General features: G+C 72.7%; 20 protein-coding genes. 4 read left to right on the top strand and 16 right to left on the bottom strand.

The genetic code is table 11. The annotated features are described in order from the left end of the window. Positions 1–10 precede the first annotated feature (10 nt). The 6 genes from OG776_RS31655 to OG776_RS31630 form a co-directional block, all read right to left on the bottom strand. Positions 11–586 carry a hypothetical protein gene (locus OG776_RS31655; RefSeq protein ID WP_148007578.1) on the bottom strand — a complete coding sequence of 192 codons (576 nt, stop codon included), beginning with the start codon at positions 584–586 and terminating at the stop codon, positions 11–13. Further along, positions 571–1,698 carry a ParA family protein gene (locus OG776_RS31650; RefSeq protein ID WP_148007577.1) on the bottom strand — a complete coding sequence of 376 codons (1,128 nt, stop codon included), beginning with the start codon at positions 1,696–1,698 and terminating at the stop codon, positions 571–573. The genes OG776_RS31655 and OG776_RS31650 overlap by 16 nt, the downstream gene beginning before the upstream one ends. Before the next feature lie 425 nt (positions 1,699–2,123). Beyond that, positions 2,124–3,248 carry an alanine dehydrogenase gene (gene ald / locus OG776_RS31645; protein ID WP_187285491.1) on the bottom strand — a complete coding sequence of 375 codons (1,125 nt, stop codon included), beginning with the start codon at positions 3,246–3,248 and terminating at the stop codon, positions 2,124–2,126. Positions 3,249–3,411: 163 nt separating this feature from the next. Next, positions 3,412–5,493: a tetratricopeptide repeat protein gene (locus tag OG776_RS31640; protein WP_329322917.1), complete on the bottom strand. Its 2,082-nt coding sequence runs from the start codon at positions 5,491–5,493 to the stop codon at positions 3,412–3,414. 236 nt (positions 5,494–5,729) lie between these two features. Then, positions 5,730–6,356 carry an NUDIX domain-containing protein gene (locus OG776_RS31635; protein ID WP_148007574.1) on the bottom strand — a complete coding sequence of 209 codons (627 nt, stop codon included), beginning with the start codon at positions 6,354–6,356 and terminating at the stop codon, positions 5,730–5,732. Between the two features lie 110 nt (positions 6,357–6,466). Next, the gene (locus tag OG776_RS31630) at positions 6,467–8,134 is read right to left on the bottom strand and encodes a CTP synthase (RefSeq protein ID WP_148007573.1); all 1,668 of its coding nucleotides are present in this window, start codon (positions 8,132–8,134) and stop codon (positions 6,467–6,469) included. A 496-nt stretch (positions 8,135–8,630) separates the two neighbouring features. On the opposite strand from OG776_RS31630, the gene OG776_RS31625 reads away from it, so the two are divergent. Both OG776_RS31625 and OG776_RS31620 read left to right on the top strand, forming a co-directional pair. Beyond that, complete coding sequence (locus OG776_RS31625) at positions 8,631–10,433, top strand: glycoside hydrolase family 15 protein (RefSeq protein ID WP_187285521.1); 1,803 nt, start codon at positions 8,631–8,633, stop codon at positions 10,431–10,433. 490 nt (positions 10,434–10,923) lie between these two features. Next, positions 10,924–12,564 (top strand): PucR family transcriptional regulator, encoded by a 1,641-nt coding sequence (locus OG776_RS31620; RefSeq protein ID WP_329322915.1) that lies wholly within the window; start codon positions 10,924–10,926, stop codon positions 12,562–12,564. A gap of 39 nt (positions 12,565–12,603) precedes the next feature. On the opposite strand, the gene OG776_RS31615 is transcribed toward OG776_RS31620, so the two are convergent. The 5 genes from OG776_RS31615 to OG776_RS31595 all read right to left on the bottom strand — a co-directional run bounded on the left by OG776_RS31615 (position 12,604) and on the right by OG776_RS31595 (position 18,697). Next, positions 12,604–13,740, bottom strand: coding sequence for a glycosyltransferase family 4 protein (locus OG776_RS31615; RefSeq protein WP_329322914.1), 1,137 nt, complete (start codon positions 13,738–13,740; stop codon positions 12,604–12,606). Positions 13,741–14,304: 564 nt separating this feature from the next. Continuing rightward, positions 14,305–16,023, bottom strand: coding sequence for a DNA repair protein RecN (gene recN / locus OG776_RS31610; protein ID WP_148008121.1), 1,719 nt, complete (start codon positions 16,021–16,023; stop codon positions 14,305–14,307). 592 nt (positions 16,024–16,615) lie between these two features. Continuing rightward, positions 16,616–17,521 (bottom strand): NAD kinase, encoded by a 906-nt coding sequence (locus OG776_RS31605; protein ID WP_148007570.1) that lies wholly within the window; start codon positions 17,519–17,521, stop codon positions 16,616–16,618. Beyond that, entirely contained in the window at positions 17,518–18,333 is an 816-nt protein-coding gene (locus OG776_RS31600; RefSeq protein WP_329322913.1) for a TlyA family RNA methyltransferase, read from the bottom strand. Before OG776_RS31600 ends, OG776_RS31605 begins: the two co-directional genes overlap by 4 nt. Before the next feature lie 7 nt (positions 18,334–18,340). Beyond that, on the bottom strand, positions 18,341–18,697 hold the full coding sequence (locus OG776_RS31595; protein ID WP_329322912.1) for a hypothetical protein: 357 nt from the start codon (positions 18,695–18,697) through the stop codon (positions 18,341–18,343). A gap of 42 nt (positions 18,698–18,739) precedes the next feature. Between OG776_RS31595 and OG776_RS31590 the strand changes: the two genes are divergently transcribed. Then, positions 18,740–19,087: an SCP2 sterol-binding domain-containing protein gene (locus tag OG776_RS31590; protein WP_148007568.1), complete on the top strand. Its 348-nt coding sequence runs from the start codon at positions 18,740–18,742 to the stop codon at positions 19,085–19,087. A gap of 122 nt (positions 19,088–19,209) precedes the next feature. Here OG776_RS31590 and OG776_RS31585 read toward each other — a convergent pair whose 3' ends face one another. The 4 genes from OG776_RS31585 to OG776_RS31570 all read right to left on the bottom strand — a co-directional run bounded on the left by OG776_RS31585 (position 19,210) and on the right by OG776_RS31570 (position 23,253). After that, the gene (locus OG776_RS31585) at positions 19,210–20,064 is read right to left on the bottom strand and encodes an ABC transporter ATP-binding protein (protein ID WP_329322911.1); all 855 of its coding nucleotides are present in this window, start codon (positions 20,062–20,064) and stop codon (positions 19,210–19,212) included. Continuing rightward, complete coding sequence (locus OG776_RS31580; protein WP_148007566.1) at positions 20,061–21,104, bottom strand: FecCD family ABC transporter permease; 1,044 nt, start codon at positions 21,102–21,104, stop codon at positions 20,061–20,063. The genes OG776_RS31585 and OG776_RS31580 overlap by 4 nt, the downstream gene beginning before the upstream one ends. Further along, positions 21,101–22,144 carry a FecCD family ABC transporter permease gene (locus tag OG776_RS31575; protein WP_329322910.1) on the bottom strand — a complete coding sequence of 348 codons (1,044 nt, stop codon included), beginning with the start codon at positions 22,142–22,144 and terminating at the stop codon, positions 21,101–21,103. Before OG776_RS31575 ends, OG776_RS31580 begins: the two co-directional genes overlap by 4 nt. A gap of 80 nt (positions 22,145–22,224) precedes the next feature. Beyond that, entirely contained in the window at positions 22,225–23,253 is a 1,029-nt protein-coding gene (locus OG776_RS31570) for an HAD hydrolase-like protein (RefSeq protein ID WP_148007564.1), read from the bottom strand. Positions 23,254–23,339: 86 nt separating this feature from the next. Here OG776_RS31570 and OG776_RS31565 point away from each other — a divergent pair, with 86 nt between their 5' ends. After that, positions 23,340–24,632, top strand: coding sequence for a DUF1015 domain-containing protein (locus tag OG776_RS31565; protein ID WP_148007563.1), 1,293 nt, complete (start codon positions 23,340–23,342; stop codon positions 24,630–24,632). 65 nt (positions 24,633–24,697) lie between these two features. On the opposite strand, the gene OG776_RS31560 is transcribed toward OG776_RS31565, so the two are convergent. Then, a complete protein-coding gene (locus OG776_RS31560; protein WP_443077387.1) occupies positions 24,698–25,651 on the bottom strand; it encodes a tetratricopeptide repeat protein in 954 nt (317 codons plus the stop codon). Positions 25,652–25,656: the final 5 nt, after the last annotated feature.

Here is a 25,656-nt window from a genome sequence, read left to right as displayed (position 1 = left end):
CAGGCTACCGCTACCGCCCGCGGAGCCGTCGTACGAGAATGCTCGCGTCCCCACGCGATTCGAGATCGGCGAGCACGACCGCGACCGCCTCGCGGACGATCCGCCCGCGGTCGACCGCGAGGCCGTGCTCCCCGCGCAGCACCAGACGGGCGTGCTCGAGGTCCATGAGCTCCTCGGCGGACACGTACACCGTGATCTTCTCGTCGTGCCGTTCCCGCCCGCTGGGCCGCCGGTTGGCGGCGCGCTGGCGCTTGCGGGACTGCTGCTGGGCGGCGGAGGCGGTGCCAGAACCTTCCTGCGTCGCCTGCCGCCGCGCCGAGCGCTCCGGAGCCGTACCCCGGCTGCGTGACTCCCCCGCGTCGGCGCCGGAGTCGGCCGCGACGTGTTCGTCGCCCTCGCCGTCGCCGCCCTGTACGGGCACGGAATGCGGCGCGTCCTCCGCGGCGGCCGGATCGCTCTCGCCGGCCGGAGCCGGCACCCGGGCCTCACCGTTGGCCCGGCGAGTGGGGCTGGAGGCCTGGAGCGCCATGCCCCCGGTGGTACGGAACAGTTCGTCGGCCCCCGGCAGACTCACTCGGCGTGACACCGGGCGAGCACCTCCCTGGCGAGCTGACGATAGGCGGCGGCGCCGACGGAGTTGGAGGCGTACGTGGTGATCGGCTCACCGGCGACGGTGGTCTCCGGGAAGCGGACCGTCCGGCCGATCACCGTGTGGTAGACGTGATCGTCGAAGGCCTCGACCACCCGTGCGAGCACCTCGCGGCTGTGCACCGTACGGGAGTCGTACATGGTCGCGAGGATGCCGTCGAGCTCCAGCTCGGGGTTGAGCCGCTCCTGGACCTTCTCGATGGTCTCGGTGAGCAGCGCGACACCGCGCAGCGCGAAGAACTCGCACTCGAGCGGCACGATCACCTTGTGCGCCGCCGTCAGCGCGTTGACGGTGAGCAGGCCGAGCGAGGGCTGACAGTCGATCACGATGTAGTCGTAGTCGGCCATCAGCGGCTTCAGGGCGCGCTGCAGGGTGGACTCGCGCGCGACCTCGGAGACGAGCTGCACCTCGGCGGCGGACAGGTCGATGTTGCTGGGCAGCAGGTCCATGTTCGGGACCGCCGTCTTCAGGAGGACCTCGTCGGCCGCCATGCCCCGCTCCATGAGCAGGTTGTAGACGGTGAGGTCGAGCTCCATCGGGTTGACGCCGAGACCGACCGAGAGCGCGCCCTGCGGGTCGAAGTCGACGAGCAGGACCCGGCGTCCGTACTCCGCGAGCGCGGCACCCAGGTTGATGGTCGACGTGGTCTTGCCGACGCCGCCCTTCTGGTTGCACATCGCGATGATCTTCGCGGGGCCGTGGTCGGTCAGCGGGCCCGGGATCGGGAAGTACGGCAGCGGGCGTCCGGTCGGACCCACGCGCTCACGGCGCTGGCGGGCCGCGTCGGGCGCGAGCGTGGCCGCGTACTCCGGATCGGGCTCGTACTCGGCGTCGGGGTCGTAGAAGTGCCCCTCGGGCAGTTCGTCGTAGTCGGCGAAGTGGGTGCGGTTCTCGCCACTTCCGTTGCCGGCCATGGCGTTCACGTGATGGCCATCCATGCTCGGGTGTGCTGTCTGAGTCATCCGGGGACTCTGATGGGCTGCGAAGGTGCGGACAGCGACGGAGCCGACAGCCTCGAGCCCCGTGGGGCCCTGGCCCCGCGCCGGCATTCCTGGTTGACCACCCCCGGGAGTAAATGTCGACTCATTCACAAGTCGTCTTACCTCCTTGGTGACCAGGAAACTTCTCGATAGGTCAGCGTGGCACCATGCCGACGGTTGGCGACTCTATGGCGTGTCACCGCTCCGCAGCAACACAATCCGCCGGACCCGACCCGATGTGTCGGCAACCGAACACCCCGCTGTCAAGGGCGTAAGGCCGTCGCACAGCAGGTTTCACCGGTGTGCGAATCGGTCGAAGAGTTACGTTCGTGGCGAGTTGATCGAGTGTCGCAAAGTGACCCGACACACATCCGGCCGGACCTTGCTGGGCAAGGTCCGGCCGGATGCGGGACGTTGACGACCTGTGTTGACGTATCGCCTTTTGCTCGTCGGCCGGTCCACGGCCGCGCGGTGGCGGCCCGGCCGGACGGGGGTCAGTCGAGCAGGGACTCCAGGGTCACGTGCTCCAGGCCGTGCGCCTCGGCGACCTCGCGGTAAACGACCTTGCCCTCATGCGTGTTGAGGCCCCGGGCGAGTGCGTGGTCGCGGCGCAGCGCCTCGGCCCAGCCGCGGTTGGCGAGCTCCACGATGTACGGCAGCGTCGCGTTGGTCAGCGCGTAGGTGGAGGTGTTCGGCACGGCGCCGGGCATGTTGGCGACGCAGTAGAAGACCGAGTTGTGGACCGGGAAGGTCGGCTCGGCGTGCGTGGTCGGGCGCGAGTCCTCGAAGCAGCCGCCCTGGTCGATCGCGATGTCGACAAGGACACTTCCCGGCTTCATCCGCGACACCAGCTCGTTGGTGACCAGCTTCGGAGCCTTGGCACCCGGGATGAGGACGGCACCGATGACGAGGTCGGCCTCGAGACAGGCCTTCTCCAGCTCGAAGGCGTTGGAGACGACGGTCTGGATCTTCGTGCCGAAGATCTTGTCCGCCTCCTTGAGCTTGTTGATGTCGCGGTCGAGCAGCGTCACCTGGAAGCCCATGCCGATGGCGATCTGCGCGGCGTTCCAGCCGGAGACACCGCCGCCGATGACGACGGCCTTGGCGGGCAGCACGCCCGGGACGCCGCCCGGCAGCACGCCGCGGCCGCCGTTGGCGCGCATCAGCTGGTAGGCGCCGACCTGCGGGGCGAGCCGGCCCGCGACCTCGGACATCGGCGCGAGCAGCGGCAGGGCGCGGCTGGGCAGCTCGACCGTCTCGTACGCGATGGCCGTGGTGCCGGACTCCAGGAGGGCGTCCGTGCACTCCTTGGAGGCGGCCAGGTGGAGGTAGGTGAAGAGCGTCTGGTCCTTGCGGAGGCGGTGGTACTCCTCGGCGATGGGCTCCTTGACCTTCAGCAGCAGGTCGGCGGTGGCCCACACCTCGTCGGCGGTGGGGAGGATCTGCGCACCGGCGGAGACGTACTCGTCGTCCGTGATCGAGGAGCCGACACCGGCGCTCTGCTCGACGAAGACCTGGTGGCCGTGGCGCACGAGCTCGTGGACGCCTGCGGGGGTGATGGCCACCCGGAACTCGTTGTTCTTGACCTCGCGGGGGATACCGACCTTCACGTCGATCACGGTCCTTGACTCAGAGGGTTCTGGGGCTGTGCACGGCCGTGGCGGCGCGAGCCGGGGCAATGCAGGTCATACCCGGATGCACGAGCGCGCCGGGAGACACCACGAAAGAACGCAGCGGAGCCAGTCTAATTAAGGGATTCCCTCTGTCTAGCCTTTCAATGCATCAATCTTCTGCGGATGTACTACGGATTTCGCAGGCGTTAGCGTCCTGTTCCATGTCCATCGCGCTCTCCGGCAGCTCATCACCCAGCATGCGCCCGGCCGCTCCGCGGTGCAGCCGGGCCGCGGCGGGGTCGCCGAGCCGGTCCAGGGTGTCGGCCAGCCGCAGCTGCAGCGCGGCCTGCAACCGAAGGTCCTCGGCGCGGCGGGCCCACTCGACGGCCTCCTGGCAGGTGCGCAGCGACTCCTCCGGCCGGCCCGCGTACTCCTGCACCCGTGCCAGCTCGCTCAACGCCCGCGCCTGGGAGGCCACATCGCCGTTCCTGCGGTGTCCGGTGGCGGCGGCGCGCCAGTTGCGCAGCGCCTCGCCGTAACGGCCCGCGTAGGTGTGCGCGGTGGCGATCCGGCCGTAGAGCCGGGCCGCGTCCGGCCGCTCGTCGCGGGCCAGTCGCTGGGCGAGCGCCCGGCCGTACCAGTCCGCGGCCCGGTCGTAGTCCCCGAGCTCCAGGTGGGCGCCGCCTACGGATTCCATCGCCCGGCCGGTCGCGTAGGGGTCGTTCGCCTCGCGGGCCGCGTCGAGCGCGGCCCGGTAGCGGGTCAGGGCCGCCGCCGTACGGCCGGTGCGTTCGTCCAGGTCGGCCAGGTTCAGCAGGGCCGCGGCCCGCTCCCGGGGCAGCCCGCGCCGCTCGGCGACGTCGAGGACCAGCCGGTGGATGCCGTACAGCTCGGGTGCCGCCGCCCGGGTGCCGAAGTGGACGACCAGCGCCCGCACCAGGGCGGCCATCAGACGGCGGGCCAGCGTGTCCAGCTCACCATCGGCGACGGCGAGCCGGGCGGCGGCCAGCAGCGCGGGCTGCCGGACGCGCAGCCAGTCCTCGGCGGCCCGGGGGTTCGGGAAGCGCAGCGCGCGGGGCATCCCGGCGAGCTTCTCGCGCGCCGGAGAGCTGTCGGTCTCCGTGATCGCGCGGCAGGACGCCAGCAGCCGCACGGTCCGCTCCAGCATCCGGGCGCGGGCCAGCTGCAGCTCGGCCGGGCGGTCCTCGCTCTCGGTGAGGGCGCGCAGCAGCGGCAGCAGGAAGCCGGGGACCTCGTACTGCGGCAGCGGCGAATCGAGCGTCCGCAGCAGCCCGAGCGCGGCGAAGTCGTCCAGTGCCTCACGGGCGGCGTCGACCGAGCAGCCGGCGAGCGCGGAGGCGGTGTGCGGGTCGGCGAGTCCGGCCGGCGCGAGCGAGAGCAGGCGCAGGGTCCGCGCGGCGGTGGCGGAGAGCCCTGCGTAGGTGAGCCGGAAGATCCTGGCGGACGGCGAGCCCTCCTCACCGTCCGCGCGCAGTTGCTTGGCGAGGTCGGCGACGGCCGCGGTGGGGCGGGCCGCGAGCCAGCCGCCCGCCAGCACGAGGGCGGCGGGCTGGCCCGCGCACTCCTCGACGAGTCCCTCGGCGGCGAGGGGGTCGACCGTGATGCGCACCGAACCCGCGAACCGCTCCAGGAGTTCCAGCGCGGACTTGGTGTCGAGTCCGCCGAGGGTGCAGGGGCGGACGTCCGCGATGCCGGTCAGAGGCCCCCCGGAGACGGCCACCACCAGGCATTCGGGGGTGTCGGGCAGCAGGACGTCGACCTGCTCGGCGTCGGTCGCGTCGTCGAGCAGGAGCAGGGCGCGACGGGTGGCGAGGGCGTCGCGCACCGCCGCGCTCAGATCGTCGGCGTCGGCCCCGGGCGGCGCGGGCAGTTCCAGGGCCGTGAGGAGCTCTCGCGCGGTGCGCTCGGTGGGTACCGGGGTGCCGTCGGGTTCGGCGAGCCGGGCCCGCAGCACTCCGTCCGGGTAACTCTCGGCGACCTGCCGGACGAGTTCCCCGGCGAGGGCGGAGCGGCCCGAGCCGGGCCTCCCGGCGATGAGCAGCACCCGTGCGCGCGGCGCCTTGCGGCCGGCGATGGTGTCCAGTCCGGCCCGTTCGATGTCGGCCCGGAGTTCCTTCAACTCTCTTGTACGGCCGAGGAACTGACCCTTGGTAGGAGCGGACCCGGCAGCCGGACGCCGCCCTTCCGACGACGCTTTCGCGCCATCCGTGTCCACCGCCTGATCTGTCACGGGCCACACTCCCGTCCCACTGCACGCGCAAGCCCGCCGGGACTCCGGTTCGGGCGTTTCCAGAGCCTAGTTCACGCTCTGCGACGAACTGTGCGGAGCACGGCGGAGACGTCGCCCGATCGGATCAGCAGATCGTAGGACCAGACGGTGGTTCGGTGCGCCACCGAGGGGCGTCGGCGGACGCCGAGGGCACCCGGCGCCTCGCGCGGGGCGTCCCGGGCGCCGCCGCGGGCCGGTCAGGCCTCGAACGGGCGCGCCGGCCAGGGAGCCTCGGCCGGACGCAGCGCGTCGAGTCCGTCCCCGGCGCGCGCGGCGAGCAGCGAGAGGACGCCGACCACCAGGCAGCTGTTGTGCAGTGCGCCGCCGAGGACACCCCGGGCGAGCTCGTCGACGGGGACCCGGGCCAGCTCCATGTCGGCCTCCTCGTCCTCGACCTCGAAGCGGTCCCCCTCCGCCTCGGAGAGATCACGCGCGAGGAAGACGCGTACGGCCTCGGAACTGCCGCCGGGGGTGGTGTAGAGGTCGGTGAGCACCCGCCAGGTCTCGGCCTTGACGTGCGCCTCCTCGTACAGCTCGCGCTGCGCGGCGTGCAGCGGGTTCTCACCGGGCACGTCGAGCAGGCCGGCCGGGATCTCCCAGAGCTTCTGGCGCACGGGGTGCCGGTACTGGCGCAGCACCACGACCCGGTCCTGGTCGTCGAGGGCCACGACGGCCACGGAGCCGGGGTGGACCTGGTAGTCCCGCCGGGCGACCGACCCGTCGGGCATGACCACGTCGTCGGTACGGACGGAGGTCTTGTTGCCGACGAAGGGGGCCGCGGTGGCCCTGACCTCCCACTCCTCGGCGGTGTCCTTGATCGTCATGCCCTGTCCTCCCACACGCGCAAAAGAAACCGGTCCCGGTGCCGAAAACGACCGAAACCGGGGTGCGTGCCCCGCAAGGCACACACCCCGGCCACCGTACAACCCTGGTGTTACTTGCCCGTCTTGCGCTGCACCGCGGCCTTCACCAGTCCGGCGAAGAGCGGGTGCGGGCGGGTCGGACGGGAGCGCAGCTCGGGGTGCGCCTGGGTCGCGACCAGGTAGGGGTGCACCTCGCGGGGGTACTCCACGTACTCCACCAGCTTGCCGTCCGGGGAGGTGCCGGAGAACTGCAGTCCGGCCTTCTGCTCCAGCTCGCCGCGGTAGGCGTTGTTCACCTCGTAGCGGTGCCGGTGGCGCTCCTCGACGTACTCCTTGCCGTCGTACACCTCGCGCGCGATGGAACCCTCGGCGAGCTTGGCCGGGTACATGCCGAGGCGCATCGTGCCGCCCATGTCGCCCTCGCCGGCCACGATGTCGAGCTGCTCGGCCATGGTGGAGATGACCGGGTGGGCGGTGGCGGAGTCGAACTCGGTGGAGTTGGCGTCCGGGATGCCGGCCAGGTTGCGCGCGGCCTCGATCACGATGCACTGCAGGCCGAGGCAGAGGCCCAGCAGCGGGATCCGGTTCTCGCGGGCGTACTGGATCGCGCCGACCTTGCCCGACACACCGCGGTCGCCGAAGCCGCCGGGGATGCAGATCGCGTCGACGTCACCGAGCTGCTTCGCGGCGCCCGCCGGGGTCCTGCAGTCGTCCGAGGTGACCCACTTGATCTTCACGCGGGCCTTGTTGGCGAAGCCGCCCGCGCGGAGCGCCTCGGTGACCGAGAGGTAGGCGTCGGGCAGGTCGATGTACTTGCCGACCAGCGCCATGTTGATCTCGTGCTCGGGGTTGTGCACCCGGTCCAGCAGGTCGTCCCAGGTCGTCCAGTCCACGTCGCGGAACGGCAGGTCCAGCTTGCGGACGACGTACGCGTCCAGACCCTCGGTGTGCAGGACCTTCGGGATGTCGTAGATCGACTTGGCGTCGATGGCCGCGACCACGGCCGCCTCGTCGACGTCGCACATCAGCGAGATCTTCCGCTTGATCGCGGTCGGCACCTCGCGGTCGGCGCGCAGCACGATCGCGTCCGGCTGGATACCGATGTTGCGCAGCGCCGCGACCGAGTGCTGGGTCGGCTTCGTCTTCAGCTCGCCGGACGGCCCGATGTACGGGAGCAGCGAGATGTGCACGACGAACACGTTGTCGCGGCCGACCTCGTGGCGGACCTGGCGGACGGTCTCCAGGAACGGCAGCGACTCGATGTCGCCGACCGTGCCGCCGACCTCCGTGATCACGACGTCGACGTCGTCCGTGGCCATCCGCCGGATGCGGTGCTTGATCTCGTTGGTGATGTGCGGGATGACCTGCACCGTGTCACCCAGGTACTCGCCGCGCCGCTCCTTGGCGATGACCGTCGAGTACACCTGTCCTGTAGTGACATTGGCGGAGCCGTCCAAGTCGACGTCGAGGAAGCGCTCGTAGTGTCCGATGTCCAGGTCGGTCTCGGCACCGTCGTTGGTGACGAACACCTCACCGTGTTGAAACGGGTTCATGGTGCCGGGGTCGACGTTCAGATACGGGTCGAGCTTCTGCATGGTGACCCGCAGCCCGCGCGCCTTGAGCAGTGCGCCCAGGCTGGAGGCGGTCAGACCCTTGCCGAGGGAGGAGGCGACACCCCCGGTGACGAAGATGTGCTTGGTCGTCGTGGCAGTGCTGCTTCGGAAAGCAGCGGGCGGCATGGCCAAGAGGGGGCTCCCGTGGTCGCGGTCTGGGGTGCGTACCGGCGTGGTGTCCGAGAAAACTTCGGAGGTGCCGTCGCTGCGGTTCGGGGGTTTCTTGCCCACCGGTCCACGGGCTACCAGGGTATCAGCGACCCGGCGAGGCCGCTTCCGGCCACGCTCCGCACACACCTCGACACGAACCCCGCACGCTGCTCACTCGATCGGCCCACCCGGGATACCGGGAGCGGCACGCGGATCTTCCACGTGCGTCGTATCCTGCTCGGACACTCGCTGCCGAGCCCGGCCGGCACACGGCACCATCCCCGCCCGTATCCCGGAACAACGAAGGCTCGTCAGTTCGTTTCGCAACGACAATCGGACCAATAATTGACGTTCCGCAGCGACGCTTTACCAACGTTCTTACATTCAACCTTCTAACGTTTTGAACGTTCCCTTGACCGCAGAGCGACCGCCCCTCGTGGGGGGCGACGTGGCCGTTCGACTGGAGATGCACGTGGCCGGGCGCATCGAGGACTACGCACTCATCGGAGACATGCAGACCGCAGCGCTGGTCTGCCGGGACGGCACAGTGGACTGGCTGTGCCTGCCCCGCTTCGACTCCCATGCCATCTTCGCGGGACTGCTCGGCACGGAGGAACACGGATTCTGGCGGCTCGGCCCGGCCCACGCGGCCGACGCGGAACCGCCGACGGCGGCGCGCCGCTCGTACCGCGGCGACTCGCTGATCCTCGAATCCGAGTGGGACACCCCTCGTGGCACGGTCCGCGTGACCGATTTCATGCCGCCCCGTGACGGCGCCCCGCAGCTCATCCGCATCGTGGAAGGCGTCACGGGCCGCGTCCCGATGCGCTCCGCGCTGCGCATGCGGTTCAGCTACGGACGGGTGGTGCCCTGGGTGCACAAGCACGAGGGACGCACGGTCGCCGTCGCCGGACCGGACTCGGTGTGGTTCGACACCCCGTGCGAGACCTACGGCAAGGCGCTGACCACGTACGCGGACTTCACGGTGGCACCGGGTGACCGGATCGCCTTCACCATCTCGTGGGAGCCCTCGCACAAGCAGCCCCCCGCGCTGCCCGAGCCCGAGCAGTCCCTGGAGGCCACGGAGGAGTTCTGGCGCGACTGGGTCGACCAGTGCACCTATCACGGCCCCTACCGCGAGGCCGTGGTCCGCTCGCTGATCACCCTCAAGGCCCTGACGTACGCGCCCACCGGCGGGATCGTCGCGGCGCCCACCACCTCCCTGCCGGAGGAGATCGGCGGCGTACGCAACTGGGACTACCGCTACACCTGGCTGCGCGACGCCGCGATCACCCTCTCCTCCCTGCTGCGCACCGGCTACCGCGAGGAGGCCCGGGCCTGGCGCGAATGGCTGCTGCGCGCGGTCGCGGGCGACCCCGAGAACCTCCAGATCATGTACGGCATCGCGGGCGAACGGGAGTTGGGCGAGGCCGAACTCGACTGGCTTCCCGGGTACGAGAATTCGGGACCGGTCCGGGTCGGCAACGGCGCCGCGCACCAGCTCCAGCTGGACGTGTACGGCGAGGTCACCGAGGCCCTGCATCTGGCCCACATGACGGGCCTGTCCCGCAACGACTACGCCTCGCTGCTCCAGTTGAAGCTGATCCGCTATCTGGAGGACCACTGGGACCAGCCCGACGAGGGCATCTGGGAGGTCCGCGGTCCGCGCCGGCACTTCGTGCACTCGAAGGTGATGGCCTGGGTCGCCGTCGACCGCACCATCAAGCTCATCGAGTCGGGCGACGCGGACGGTCCGCTGGAGAAATGGCGCGAACTGCGCGACGACATCCACCGGGACGTCTGCGAGAAGGGCTACGACAAGGAACGCAACACGTTCACGCAGTCGTACGGCTCCCGGGAGCTGGACGCCTCGCTGCTCCTCATCCCGCAGATGGGCTTCCTGCCGCCCGACGACAAGCGTGTCATCGGCACCATCGAGGCGATCCAGCGCGAGCTGTCCACCTCCGACGGCTTCATCCTGCGCTACCCGACCTCCGGCGAGGACGCGGGCGTGGACGGGCTGGAGGGCGACGAGGGAGCCTTCCTCGCCTGCTCGTTCTGGATGGCGGACGACCTGGCGATGATCGGCCGGGTCGACGAGGCCCGCAAGCTCTTCGAACGGCTGCTGGCGCTCCGCAACGACCTCGGCCTGCTGGCCGAGGAGTGGGACCCGCGCCTGCAGCGCCAGGTGGGCAACTTCCCCCAGGCCTTCAGCCACGTGCCCCTGATCGACACGGCACTGCGGCTGACGGCGAGCGGGGCGTACGGGGGCTAGCCGCCGGCCCGCCCGGGAGCGGCGGGCACGCGTACGGGCGGCCGCGGACGAGCGGCCGCCGGGGTGCCCGCGCGTCATGGGCATCCCGGCACCCCGGCACCCCGGCACCCCGGCACCCCGGCACCCCGGCACCCCGGCAGGGAACGCTCAGGTCCGGCCCCGACGGCCCCGTCAGGGCCGGCTCGGGGCTCGGGGTGCACGGCCCGGTTTCGGACCGGAAGGCCGCTTCCCACGCGGCTCCCGCGTGGGGGAGCCGGGCTCGGGCGTGGCCGGGGAACACACCGTGGTCCCGGGACGGCCGCCCCGCACCGGCCAGGTACGGACGGGCCGGTACGCCCCGTGGGGCGGCGTGCCGGCACGACCCCGTGGGGGCGGCGTGGCGCGGACGACGCGCATTCGGGCCGCCCGCTCCGCCTCGGTCCGGGCGGACGCCCCACGGCCCCCGTCCCGGAGGTGCCCGCGCGGGGGATGCACGGGTAGCGTCCGCAGCATGGACAGCCGTACCGACAGCAGCTTCGACACCCAGGGCGCCGGGATCACCGTGCAGCGGGCGCTGGAGCTGCCCGGACTGCGCAGCGGGCTGCCCGAGATCCTCGCCGGAGCCGACCGGCTGCAGCGCACCGTGCGCTGGGTGCACGCGGGCGAGGTCCCGAACATCGCCTCGCTGCTCAAGGGCGGCGAACTGCTCCTGACCACCGGTTACGGCCTCGGCACCCGCCCGGCCGACCAGCGCGCCTTCGTCCGGACGCTGGCCGAGCGCGGCATCGCGGCGCTCGTCGTGGAACTCGGCCCGCGTTTCGCCCGGCTGCCCGCCGCCCTCGTCGAGACGGCCCGCTCGGCCGGTCTCCCCCTCGTCCAGCTGCACCGCGAGGTGCCCTTCGTGACGGTGACGGAGGAGATCCACACCGAGATCGTCAACGGCCACTACGCGCTGCTCCAGCAGGCCGAGGAGGTGCACCGGCGCTGCACCGAGGCGCTTCTCGGCGGCGGCGGAGTCCCCCAGGTCCTGCGCATCCTGGCGGACTTCAGCGGCAACCCGGTGTTCCTGGAGACCGCGGACGGACAGCTCCTGTACGCCGCCGGGTCGGGCTCCGCGGCCGCCGACCCCCTCCAGGTGTGGGAGGGGCTGCGCGGCCAGCACAAGGAACAGCCGCCCGCCGGTACGACGCTGGTGGACGTGCCGGGCGGCGGCCCCGGTTCCGGTGCGGTCCGGGCGCGGCTGGTCCTGCTGCCGGCCGGTACCCCGATCGCGCCCGTGCACCGGATCGCGGCGGAGCGGGCCGCGGGTGTCCTGGCCGTCGTCCTGATGCAGGCCCGCCAGGAGGAGGAGCTCGCCGCGCGCGGCCGGGGGGACTTCCTGACCGACCTCGCGGAGGGCCGCATCCAGGCGGAGGACGCCCCCGCCCAGGCCCGGGTGCTCGGGTTCAAGCCGGGCAGGAGCCCGCTCCTGCCCGTCGTGATGCGGCTCGCCGACGGCCTGCCCCCCGGCGGCGGGTGGGCGGTCCTGGCCCGGGCCGTCGCGGAGGAACTGGCCTCGGTGGGGGTACCGGTCCTGCTCGGCGTACGCCCCGTCGAGGGCCGGGTCCCGCTCCTGCTCGGCCTGCGGGCGGAGTCCGAGCGGCCGGCGGTCGCGGACCGGGTGGCACAGGCGCTGCGGGCGGGTGTGGAGCGCGCCGGGATGCAGCGGCCCGGCGCGCTGCCCCCGGTGGTGGTGGTCGGCGTCGCGGGCGGCTGGGCGGCGGCCTCGGCGGGCCTGCGGCACGCGGCGGAGACCGCGACGGCCGCGCAGGGTCTGTCGGACCGCCCGTGGTACGACGCCCGCCGCCTCGACATCGACCTCCTCCTGTGGCGCCTGCGCGACCACCCGGACCTGGCGGCCTTCGTGGACCGCGCCATCGGCCCCCTCCGCGACCACGACGACCGCTCCAGACCTCCGCTACTGCCCACCCTGGAGACGTATCTGGCCCACGCGGGCCGCAAGGCGGAGACCGCCCGCGAGCTGCACCTCAACCGCCAGACCCTGTACAACCGCCTCGCCCGGATCGGGGAGTTGCTGGGCACGGACCTGGACGACCCGCAGACGGTCCTGGCGTTGAGCCTGGCCCTGCGGGCGCGCAGGCACGTCCCCTGACGACGGGCGACGGACGCCGGGCGACGGGACGGTCGGGGCTCAGACGAGTGCTCTGGCCTCGGTCAACTCGTCGTAGACGCTGAGCACTTGGGCCACGTTCTCGTCCTCGGTCGGCCAGCAGGCGGCCTGTCGCACTCCCCTCTCGCGGAGCAGTTCCCGGCGCGCCGGATCACCGAGCAGGCGCACCACGGCCGCGGCGAGCGCGTCGGCGTCCTCGTACGGGACCAGCTCGGCGGCGTCGCCTACCAGTTCGGGGATGCCGCCGACCGCGGTCGCGACCAGTGGCACGCCCGCGCGCAGGGCCTCCTGGGCGAGGACGGAACGGGACTCCCAGCCGCTCGGCAGCAGCACGAGATCGGCGGCGGGCAGCAACTCGCCGACGTCGTCGCGCCGGCCGAGCAGCCGCACCGGCAGTTCCTCGTCCTCGACCCGTCCCTGGAGGACCGTACGCAGCGGCCCCTCACCGGCGATCACGAGGAGCGGCACGGGGTCGAGGTCCCGCCAGGAGCGCGCCGCGTCCAGCAGGGTGCCGTATCCGCGGTGCCGGTCGAGGGAGCCGACCGCCATCAGCAACGGGCGCTCGGTGGCGCCGAGTTCGGCTCGCGTCTTGTGGCGTGACCGGTCGGGGTCCCCGGGCTCGGCGACCGTGCGGGGCGCCGGGATCGCGACGGCCGACAGCCGGGCGTCCCGCGCGCCGCGGCGGCGGGCCCGGTCCACCAGGTCCGAGGAGGTGGCGAGGACGACCGCGGCCGCCCTGGCCACGCGCCGCTCCAGCAGCCGCAGCAGATGGGCACGCGCGCCCTCGGCCTGCGCGCGGGTGTGCCAGGTGACGACGAGCGGAGTGCGCCGTCCGCCGAGCGCGAGCGTGGCCCGCAGCGCGGCGTGCAGCCCGTGCGCGTGCACGAGGTCGGCGTCCGCGCAGGCGATCCGCAGCGCGGCCACGGAGGCGGGGTCACTGCTGCGCGGCACCGGGACGTGCCGGGCGCCCACACCGGTGAACCCGTACACCCGGTCGGCCTCGGACGGGGCGCAGACGGTGACCCGCACGCCACGGGCGACGAGGCCCGAGGCCAGCGACCGCACATGCGCGCTGCTGCCCGCGCTGCCGCCGCCGAGCACCTGCACGGTGTGCAGCGGCGACTGGCCCTGCGGTGAGTGGCTGCTCACGTGGCTCACGTGGCCGGGGCTCCTGGTTCGGCGTCGGACGGTCACGGAGAAACGTACAGAAAGGTCTGCAGAGGGGGGTGTACCGCACGTCGTGCTCCGCGTACTACGCCAAGGATGCCAGGCCGTACGGGTGTTCCGGGACCGCCATCTGAGCGGGCCGGGCGTCGCACCGGCCGACTCGGCGCTACGTGTCACCCACATGGGTGAGCGGTTCCCTGCCGTCACGCCGGTTCGGCGGCCCCGGCGGCCCTCCGTCGGCCTCACGGGTCGACGCGTCCGCGGGCCCGCGGGCCCGCCAGGCGGGATGCCGGGGGCGCGGAAGCCCGGGCGGGCGCGGAGACCCGGGGCGCACGCGGGCGCGACCCGCCCGGCGCCGCCCGCCTCACGTTCACGCCCCACGCCCGCCGGAATCACCGGAATCACCGGAATCACCGAGCGGAGGCGCCCGACGCGGGCGGACCGTCCGACGTATCCGCCTCCCGGCGGTCAGGGCGCTTCCGGCGCCGACGGCCCGCCGTCCCGGGGCCGGAACCAGTCCGGCACACGGTGCGGGGGCCCGCCACCGGGCTCCGGCTACGCGTCGGCGCGCGCCGTGGCCAGCAGTTCCTCCGCGTGGGCCCGGGCGGTCTGCGAGTCCTCCTGTCCCGCCAGCATCCGGGACAGCTCCCGGATGCGGTCCTCCCCCTCCAGCACCTTCACCCCGGACCGGGTCACCGAGCCGTCGTTGGTCTTCTCGACCAGCAACTGCCGGTCCGCGAAGGCGGCCACCTGCGGAAGGTGGGTCACCACGACCACCTGCGCGCTCCTCGCGAGCCGCGCGAGCCGGCGCCCGATCTCGACCGCGGCCTTGCCGCCGACGCCCGCGTCGACCTCGTCGAAGAGATACGTGGGCACGGGATCGGTCCCCGCGAACACCACTTCCACCGCGAGCATCACCCGCGAGAGCTCACCGCCGGACGCCCCCTTCGCGATGGGCCGAGGCGGGGCGCCGGGGTGCGGCGCGAGCAGCAGCTCGACCTCGTCGACGCCCGCGGGCCCGTACGCGACCGTACGGCCGCCGACTTCCACGCCCTCGGGGTCGTCGGTCTGCCGGATCTCGAAGGACACGCGCGCGTGCGGCATGGCGAGCGAGGCCAGCTCGGCGGTCACGGCGGCGGCGAACCGTTCCGCGGCCTCGGTCCGGGCGTCCGTCAACGCCTGTGCCAGACCGCCGAGTTCGGCGCGCAGGGCGTCCCGCTCGGCGGTCAGTTCACCGATCCGCTCGTCGTCGCCGTCGAGTTCGAGAAGCCGTGCCGCGCCCTGTTCCGCCCAGGCCAGCACGGCGTCGACGTCCTCGCCGTACTTCCGGGTCAGCTGGGTGAGCGCGGCCCGGCGCTCCTCGACCGCGGCCAGCCGCAGCGGGTCGGCGTCGAGGTCGTCGGCGTATCCGGCCAGTTCCCCCGCCACGTCGCGCAGCAGGATGTTGATCTCGCCGATCCGCCCGGACAGCCCGGCGAGCGCGGAGTCGTGCGCCCGTACGGCCTCCAGGGCCCGGTGGGCGCCCGCGACGAGGGTCGCCGCGTCGATGCCCTCGGGATCCTCGGGGTTACCGGCGAGCGCGGCGTGCGCGGCGGTGGCGGCCGAGGCCAGCGCCTCCGCGTGGCCCAGCCGCTCGGCCTCCGCCGACAGTTCCGCGTCCTCGCCCGAGCGCGGTTCCACGGCGGCGATCTCGTCGAGCCCGAAGCGCAGCAGGTCGGCTTCCTGGGCCCGTTCGCGCGCGCGGGTGGTGATCTCGTCCAGTTCGGCCGTGATCGCCCGCAGCCGGCGGTAGGCCCCGGCGTACTTGGCGAGCGGCGTGGCGACCGCGTCGCCCGCGTACCGGTCGAGCGCCTGCCGCTGCCGGGACAGTTTGAGCAGCCCCTGCTGGTCGGTCTGGCCGTGCACGGCGACCAGCTCGTCGGCGAGTTCGGCCAGTACGCCCACGGGGACCGAGCGCCCGCCGATGTGCGCCCGTGAGCGTCCCTCGGCCGAGACGGTCCGGCTGATGAGCAGCGCGCCGTCGTCGAGTTCGGCTCCCGCCTCCTCGGCCCGCAGGATCGCCGTTCCTCCCGTGGGTACGGCGATCCGGCCCTCGACGACGGCGTTCTTGGCGCCGATCCGTACGAGGGCGGGGTCCGCGCGCCCGCCGAGCAGCAGCCCGAGGCTGGTGACCACCATCGTCTTGCCCGCACCGGTCTCACCCGTCACGGCGGTGAAGCCGGGCGACAATTCGACGACCGCGTCGTCGATGACTCCGAGCGACCGTATCCGCATCTCCTCCAACACGGACACGACCTTACGAGGTCGGGGACCCGATGTGCGACGGGCCCTGCCCTGCTTGTACGAAGGCGCAGGTGACGGGGGTCACCCGGGCACGTGTGTCACCCGCCGGGGTGGGACTTCGCCGACCGTCCTCCGGCGGGTCCGCGCGAGGCCCCGGACGGAACCGCCGCACGGCCGGCACCGGCGCGCCGGCCTGCTCCCGGGCCTCTCTCCCGGGCCGCACGGACGCCGCCCGGTCCCGGTGGGTCTGCCGACGGGGCCGTGGGCCCCGGGCGCCTCCGACCGCCGCGGGAGCCCCGTGCGGGGCTCACCGCGTCCGCCACCGGCGGGCCGCGATCGACCGTACCGAGACCCGTACCGACCTCGCCGGGTGCCTGCCGCGTGCCCGCCGCCTACCTGCCGCGTGCCCGCCACGGCCCTGCCGCGTACCCGCCGCAGGGCCGCCACGGGCCCGGCGGGCGCCCCGGCCGCCGACCGCCGACCGCCACGGCGAATTCCTCCCCCGTCCCGCGCTCCCCGTCCCGCGCTCCCCGTCCCGCTCGGGCGCCCGCCGGTCGGCGTGGCCGGCCGCGCGGGCCACGGCTCAGTGCGGCGCGCCTCGCCATCCCGCGACCGGCAACGCGAACTTCGCGACCAGCCGGTCGGTGAACGAGGCGTGGTGCAGCCGGGCGAGCCGTACCGGGACGGCACCGCGCCGTACCTCGACCCGCGCTCCCGGCGGCAGCTCCACGGTCCGTCGCCCGTCGCACCAGAGCACGCCGGGCGGGATGTGCGGCAGCACCTCCACGGCGAGCACGGAGTCGGGCGAGGTCACCAGCGGCTTGGCGAACAGCGCGTGCGCGCTGATCGGCACCATGAGCAGTGCCTCCACCTCGGGCCACACGACGGGCCCGCCCGCGGAGAACGCGTACGCCGTGGACCCGGTGGGGGTCGCGCAGACGATGCCGTCGCAGCCGAAGCCGGTGACCGGCCGGCCGTCGATCTCCAGGATGACCTCCAGGAGCTTCTCGGCGGACACCTTCTGCACGGCGGCCTCGTTCAGCGCCCAGTCGGTGTGGACGATGTCGCCGTTGCGGTGCACGACCACGTCGACGGTCATCCGCTCCTCGACCTCGTAGGCCTTGGTGACGACGCGGTCGACGACCTTGTCCAGGTCGTCGCGTTCGGCCTCGGCGAGGAAGCCGACGCTGCCGAGGTTGACGCCGAGCATCGGGACGCCGGAGGCGCGGGCGAACTCGGCGCCGCGCAGCAGCGTCCCGTCACCGCCGAGCACGATCAGCAGTTCGCACCCGTCCAGGCACTGCGGGGTGGCCTCCTTGACGAGTTCCACCTCGGGAGGCAGCGGCAGGTCGGCCGCCTCCGCCTCCAGGACACGCACCCCGAGTCCGGAGCGCAGCAGCCCCTGGACGACGAGTTCGGCGCTGCGGATCGCAGCGGGCCGCCCGGTGTGGGCGAGCAGGAAAACAGTACGAGCTCGGGTCTGTGTCAACGCGGCCCCTCCGCCACTGCACGGTCGACGTCGGCCGGGTCGAGTTCGGGCGACCCGGCACGCAGCCACAGAAAATACTCGACATTGCCCGAGGGTCCGGGCAGCGGACTCGCGGTCACGCCTTCCACCCCGAGCCCCAGTTCCGCGGCCCGTCCGGCCACGCCGCGCACCGCTTCGGCGCGCAGTTGCGGACTGCGTACGACTCCACCACTGCCCAGTCGTTCCTTCCCCACCTCGAACTGCGGCTTGACCATCATCACCAGATCGGCGTCGGGCGCAGCACACCGCACGAGGGCGGGCAGCACCAGTCCGAGCGGGATGAAGGACAGATCCCCGACAACAAGGTCCACGGGCTCCCCATCGATCGCCTCCAACGTCAACTCGCGTACGTTCGTACGGTCCTTGACGGTGACGCGTTCATCGCTCTGCAGTGACCAGGCGAGTTGGCCGTAGCCGACGTCGACGGCGACGACATGGGAGGCGCCGGCGCGCAGCAGCACGTCGGTGAAACCTCCGGTGGACGCCCCGGCGTCCAGCGCGCGGCGCCCCTCGACCCGCAGGCCCCTGGGTACGAAGGCCGCGAGGGCGCCCGCGAGCTTGTGCCCGCCGCGTGAGACGTAGTCGGGGTCGTCGTCGTCCCGGGTGACCACGATCGCGGCCGCGGTCTCCACCTGGGTGGCGGACTTGGTCGCCAGGGTCTTGCCCACGGTGACCCGGCCCGCGGCGATCAGCTGGCCGGCGTGTTCGCGCGAGCGGGCGAGTTTCCGGCGGACCAGCTCGGCGTCGAGGCGGCGGCGTGCCACTCCTGCCACGTTCGGTTCAGCTCCTGCGGTCGTACGAAGGGGGCGCCGGAGGTCCCGGGCGGGCGTCGAGCGCGGTCAGCGCGTCACGCAGCCCCCGGTGCACATCCTCGTACACCTCCAGGTGTCCGTCCGTGGCGAGGTGGTCGGCGTCGCCCAGGCGGTCGAGCTGTGCGTCGACCTCGGCGCTCCCCGTGGGCGTGCGTTCCACGTCCAGCGGGGAGGGCGCGGCGGGGTCGTGGGCGTGTTCGTCGGGATCCGGCGCGTCCTGCGGGTCCCGTAGGTCCTGTGCGTCCTGTGCGTCCTGTGCGTCCGGTGTGGGCACCCCGGCCCCGGTCTCCGGCGCGACCCCGGACTCCGGCACTGACTCGTTCATGCCCCGACGCTACCTCGAAGCGCTGCGGTACGGTCGATCACGATGGCGACGACTGAGGAGTGCCGTGCGGCGCTCGAGAAGCTCTCGGACAACCTGGCGGGTGCCGAAGGGGACGTACGCAGCGCGGCGGCCCTGGACCGGTCGCTGAGCTGCCATGTCACCGATCTCGGCATCACCTTCGTGGGGCGCCTCGCGGACGGCCGGATCGAGGTCCTGGACACGCTCGCGGGTCAGCCCCGTGAGAAGGCCCAGATCCGGCTCACCATGAGCGGTGACGACCTGGTCGCGATGGTGAACGGGGATCTGCACTTCGCGAAGGCGTGGGGTTCCGGCCGGGTGAAACTGGAGGCCGGCCTGCGTGATCTGTTCCGGCTCAGAAGCCTTCTCTGACGTACGACCGACGTCCGAGGCCGACGTCTGAGGCCTGCCGTCCGTGGCCTGCCGTCCGAGGACAGACGCCCGAGGGCCGTCCCGGGACAGCGCGTTCCCCCTTCCCCGGCCCCGGAGGCCGGTCAGGAGCCCTCCGCGGCCTTCACCGCAACACGTGCCCTGCGGGCCGCCGGCACCACCAGCGGCGTACCCGTCTCCGGGTCGTCGATGACCTGGCAGCGCAGCCCGAAGACCTCCTCGACCCGCTCGGCCGTCACGATGTCCCGGGGCGGGCCCTCGGCGACGACCCGGCCGTCGCGCAGGGCGATGAGATGGGTGGCGTACCGGGCGGCGTGGTTCAGGTCGTGCAGGACCGCGACGAGCGTCCGCCCCTGTTCCTCGTGGAGTTCGGCGCAGAGGTCGAGCACGTCGATCTGGTGCTGGATGTCGAGGTAGGTGGTCGGCTCGTCGAGCAGCAGCAGCGGGGTCTGCTGGGCGAGGGCCATCGCGATCCAGACGCGCTGGCGCTGGCCGCCCGAGAGCTCGTCGACGTAGCGGTCGGCGAGTTCGGCGACGCCGGTCGAGGCCATCGACTCCCGTACCACCCGCTCGTCCTCCGTCGACCACTGGCGCAGCAGGCCCTGGTGCGGATAGCGGCCGCGGCCGACCAGATCGCCGACGGTGATCCCGTCCGGCGCGATCGACGACTGCGGGAGCAGCCCGAGCGTCCTGGCCACCTTCTTCGCCGGCAGCGACTGGATGACCTGCCCGTCGAGCAGCACCCGGCCCTCGGAGGGCCTGAGCATCCGGGACAGCGCCCGCAGCAGGGTCGACTTGCCGCACGCGTTCGGGCCGACGATCACGGTGAACGAGTGGTCGGGGATCTCCACCGACAGCTTCTCCGCGATGACACGCTGGTCGTAGCCGAGGGTGACGTTGTCGGCGGACAGGCGGTTCACAGTGCTCCTCCGGGTGTTCTCGTTCGTGGGGGCGCTCATATCCGGCCCGCCTTGCGCTCGGTGACGAGCAGCCACAGCAGATAGACGCCGCCGAGGACCCCGGTGACGACGCCCACGGGCAGCTGGTCGGCGCCGAAGGCCCGCTGCGAGGCCCAGTCCGCGACGATCAGCAGGGTGGCGCCCATGCACATCGACGGCACCAGGTTGGGCCCGGGTGAGCGGGTCAGGCGCCGGGCGAGCTGCGGCGAGGTCAGCGCCACGAAGCCGACCGGACCGGCGGCGGCGGTGGCGCCCGCGGTGAGCAGGACGGCGGACAGCATCATCAGCAGGCGCACCCGCTCGACCCGCACCCCGAGCGCGTACGACACGTCGTCGCCCATCTCCGTCATCCGCAGGCCTCGTGCGTTGCCGAGGACGAGCGGCACCAGGACGGCGCACATCACGAGCAGCGGCCACACCTGGGCCCAGTCACGGCCGTTGAGGGAGCCGGTCATCCAGACGACCGCGCGGGCCGCGTCGACGAGATCCGCCTTGGTGAGCAGATAGCCGTTGACCGCGGTGACGATCGCGGAGACACCGATGCCGACGAGGACCAGCCGGTAGCCGTGCACACCCCGCTTCCAGGCGAGCAGATAGATGGCGACGCCGGTCACCAGGCCGCCGACGAGCGCCCCGAGGGCGACCTGGTTCGCGGTCCCGGAGAACAGCACGATCATGATCAGCGCGCCGGCCGTCGCCCCCTGCCCGAGGCCCAGGACGTCCGGGCTGCCCAGCGGGTTGCGGGAGACGGACTGGAAGATCGCCCCGGCGAGCCCGAGCGAGGCCCCGACCAGGAGGCCGACGAGCACCCGGGGCAGCCGCAGGTCGTTGACGATGAACTCCTGCCCGGCGTTCCCGTCGCCGGCCAGCGTCCTGAGGACGTCGGCGACCGGGATCGGGAAGTCGCCGGTGCCGATGAGCACCACGCTCGCGGCGAGGGCGGCCACCAGCAGCAGCACGACGACGAGGAGCGCCCGCACGTCGAACCGGACCGACAGTCCGCCGCGCGCGCGTAGGGATCGGGTACGGGTCGTGCTCACAGCTGGGCCGTCCTCCGCCGTCGTACGAGGTAGATGAAGACCGGGCCGCCGAGGACCGCGGTGACGATGCCGACCTGGAGCTCCGCGGGCCGGGCGATGATCCGCCCCACCACGTCGGCGCCGAGCAGCAGCACCGGCGACAGCACGGTCGCGTACGGCAGGATCCAGCGCAGGTCGGGGCCGGTGAAGGAACGGACGACGTGCGGAACCATCAGCCCGACGAAGACGATCGGTCCGCAGGCGGCCGTCGCCGCTCCGCACAGCACGGTGGCGGCCGCCATGGACAGCGCGCGGGTGCGGTTCAGGTGCGCGCCGAGCGCGCGCGCCGTGTCGTCGCCCATGGCCATGGCGTTCAGCGGCCGGGCGAGGCCCAGCGCGAGCGCCGTGCCGGCCACCAGAAACGGCAGCACCTGCCTGATGGTCGAGTCCGTCGCCGAGGCCAGTGAACCGACCGTCCAGAAGCGCATCTTGCCCAGCGCCGCGTCATCCATGATCATCACGGCCTGGAGATAGCCGTAGAGGGCGGCGCTGATCGCGGTGCCGGCCAGCGCGAGCCGGACCGGGGTGGCCCCCCGGCTGCCGCCGAGGAACCAGACCAGCGCCCCGACCCCGGCCGCGCCGAAGAAGGCGAACCAGACGTATCCGCTGAGGCTGGTGACCCCGAAGTACGTGATGGCGGTGACGACCGCCGCGGACGCGCCCGCGTTGATCCCGAGCAGACCGGGATCGGCCAGCGGGTTGCGGGTGAGCGCCTGCAGGACGGCGCCCGACAACCCGAGCGCGGCGCCGACCAGCAGTCCGAGGACGGTCCGTGAGAGCCGGTCGCCCACCACGACGTCGGCGTACGTCCCCGAGTCGTGGAACAGGCCGTGCCAGACCTGGGCCGGCGGCAGCGCCTTCGCGCCGATCGCGATGCTCGCCAGCGCGACCAGCGCGAGGACGGCCGCGGACACGACGAGCCCGACGGCACGTATCGCCCAGCGGTTCGGGGGCGCGGGGGCGGTCTCCGCGCGCTGTTCGGGGGGACTGTCGACCAACACCCAGTTAGGTTAGCCTACCCTCGCTGCCATCCGGTCCCCCGGTCTCCGCCCCGCACCGCGGGCGCTCCCGGGACGGGCCGTCAGAGTCCCAGCCGCGCCAGCGCCTTGGCACCGTCCAGCGCGCACGCCCCGTCCCCGGCCGCCGTCCACGCCGCCGCGCACAGCGCCCGCAGTCCGTCCAGCGCCTCGCCCTCGCCCGTGAGCTCCAGCCGCTCGCTCCCGGCCGTCGCGGTCCACCCGCCACAGCGGAACCCGTCACTCTCCTGGTCGATCGCGGGCTGACCGGTCAGCAGACCGCGCAGATCTGCGTCGACATACGTCGGCCGGTGCTGTGGCGGGGCCGCGAGGAGCTGCGCGCCGTCCGTCACACCGGTGAGCACGAGCAGCGAGTCCACCTCGCCGTTGAACGCGCCCTCGATGTCGGTGTCCAGCCGGTCCCCGACCACCAGCGGCCGCTTCGCCCCGGTCCGCAGGACCGTCTCCCGGTGCATCGGGGGCAGCGGCTTGCCCGCCACCTGCGGCTCGGCACCGGTGGCGATCCGTACGACCTCCACCGCGGCGCCGTTGCCCGGCGCGATACCGCGGGCGCTCGGGATGGTCAGGTCCGTGTTGGACGCGAACCACGGCACCCCCCGCGCGATGGCGTAACAGGCCTCGGCGAACCGTCCCCAGGCCAGGTCGGGACCGCCGTACCCCTGCACCACCGCCGCCGGATCGTCATCGGCCGAGTCGACCGGTTCGAGCCCGCGTTCGCGCAGCGCGACCCGCAGCCCCTCCCCGCCGATGACCAGTACCCGCGCACCGGCCGGCACCTGGTCACCGATCAGCCGGGCCACCGCCTGGGCGGAGGTGATCACGTCGGCCGCGTCCGTCGGAACGCCCAGCTCACCGAGGTGTTCGGCCACGGCCTCGGGCGTCCGCAGCGCGTTGTTGGTGACGTACGCGAGGTGCATCCCACCGGACCGGGCGGTGCCGAGGGACTCCGCGGCGTGGGCGATCGCGTTCCCGCCCGCGTACACGACCCCGTCCAGATCGAGCAGCGCCGTGTCATAGGCCTCACTCAGGGCCTGCGTGCTGCCCTCGGGGCGCGTCCTGACGGTCTGGCTCATTGCGCATCGCCTCTCGTTCTAGCTCTTTCCCTCGATCATCGCGCATGCCATCGGCACACACTGACGATCACATTTACGATGCGTCAATGAACACTGCAGGTCCCGCGGAGGAAACCCTGGTGCGCAGCGGCCTCGAACTGGCCCCGTTCCGGGGCGTGCGCTACGACCCCGACCGGGTCGGCAGCCTCGCCGCCGTGACATCCCCGCCGTACGACGTCATCGTCCGGCCGGACGGTCTGCTGCACCTCGAATCGGCCGACCCGCACAACATCGTCCGGCTGATCCTGCCCCAGGACGCGACACCCGACGCCCGCAACCGCCAGGCGGCGGACACCCTGCACGCCTGGCTGTCCAAGGGGGTCCTGACCACGGACCCCGAGCCGGGCCTGTACGTCTACGAGCAGCGCGACGCCGACATGCTGCAGCGCGGCATCATCGGCACCCTGCGTCTGTCCGAGCCGTCCGACGGTGTCGTCCTCCCGCACGAGGACGTCATGCCCCACATCGTCGCGGACCGCGCGGCCCTGATGCGGGCGACCTCCGCCAACCTCGAACCCCTGCTGCTGACCTACCGGGGCAACGGTTCCCGGGTCGGCACGGCCGCCGTCATCGAGCGCACCGCGGACCGCGAGCCGCTGCTGTCCACCACCACGGAGGACGGGCTGAGCCACCGGCTCTGGGCGATCACCGACGCCGCAGACCTGGCCGAGATCCAGTCGGACCTGGGCCGTCACCAGGCACTCATCGCGGACGGCCACCACCGCTGGGCGACCTATCTGCGGCTGCGCGCTGAGCATCCCTCTCCGAGCCCCTGGGACTTCGGCCTGGTCCTCCTGGTGGACACCGCGCGCTATCCGCTGCGGGTCCGGGCGATCCACCGTCTGCTGCACGGACTCCCGGTCGCGGAGGCGGTGGCGGCGCTCACGGACTCGTTCCGCGTACGGCGCCTCGACGTCCCCCTCCCGAAGGCACTGGAGACCCTCGCGTCGGCGGCCGCGGAGGGCAACGCCTTCCTCCTGGCGGGCGACGGCTCGTTCCACCTGGTCGACCGCCCGGACCCGGACCTCCTGACCCGTACGGTCCCGGCGGACCATCCCGAGGCCTGGCGCACCCTGGACGCGACGGTCCTGCACGCCACGCTTCTCGCGCACGTCTGGGGCATCCCGGAGGACTCGCCCGCCCACATCGCGTACATCCACGACACCGAGGCCACGGTCGCCAAGGCGGAGCTGGACGGCGGCACGGCGGTTCTCCTGCACCCGGTGCGCGAGGAGGTCGTCCGCGATCTCGCGCGTCAGGGCGTCACGATGCCCCGCAAGTCGACGTCGTTCGGCCCCAAGCCGGCGTCGGGTCTCGTACTGAGGGCACTCTCCGACTGAGACGCCGAACGGCGGGACCCCTTCCGGAGTCCCGCCGCTCACACGCTCACCGCGTCGTTCGGGCGTCAGCCACGAGGGGTGTCCTCGCCGTCGCCCTCCTCGCCGCTCTCACCCGCACGCCGCGTGCCGGGGCGTTCGGCGGACTCTTCGTCGTCACGCTCGTCCTCGTCGTCGAGGTCCTCGTCGTCGACGATGTCCTCGTCGTCGACAATCGCGTCGACATCATCAACGCCGTCGACCTCGTCGGCCTCAAGGGTCCCGGTCCGGGGGGTCGGGTCGGCCTCCCGGACGGACCTGGGCTCGGCGCCGGAGTCGGCGCCGTCCTCGTCCTCGTCGTCCTCGACCAGCGCGTCGACGAACTCGACACCGTCCAGCTCCGCGAGCCGGTCCGAGGCGTCCGTGCTGCCGTCCTTGTCGGACTCGACGGCCTTCGCGAACCACTCGCGCGCCTCGTCCTCACGGCCGGCGGCGAGCAGCGCGTCGGCGTACGCGTAGCGCAGTCGCGCGGTCCAGGGCTGCACGGAGTGCGAGGCCAGCTCGGGGCTCTGGAGGGTCACGATGGCGGCGTCGAGCTGCCCCATGTCCCGCCGCGCTCCGGCGGCCACCAGGCGCATCTCGACCTGACCGGCCTTGTCCAGCTTCTGCACGTCGGGCGCGCCGGCCATGTCCAGCGCCTTCTCCGGCCGGCCCATACCGCGCTCGCAGTCCGCCATGACGGGCCACAGGTCCACGTTGCCGGTCATCCGGCGCGCGGCGCGGAACTCCGCGAGCGCCTCGCTGTACTTCTGGCTCGCGTAGGCGGCGAATCCGGCAGCCTCGCGTACGGCCGCGACGCGAGACGCGAGACGGAGCGCGATCCTGGAGTACGCGTACGCGCCCTCGGGGTCCTCGTCGATGAGCCGGGCGACCATCACCAGGTTCCTGGAGACCTCCTCGGCAAGTCCCTTCGGCAGGCTCAGCAGTTCCTGCCGGACGTCCTTGTCGATCTCGTCGCCCGTGACGTCGTCCGGGATCGGCAGCCGCT

The organism is Streptomyces sp. NBC_01689, from assembly GCF_036250675.1.
GTDB lineage: Bacteria > Actinomycetota > Actinomycetes > Streptomycetales > Streptomycetaceae > Streptomyces.
This window is presented reverse-complemented; position numbering and strand designations above follow the sequence as displayed.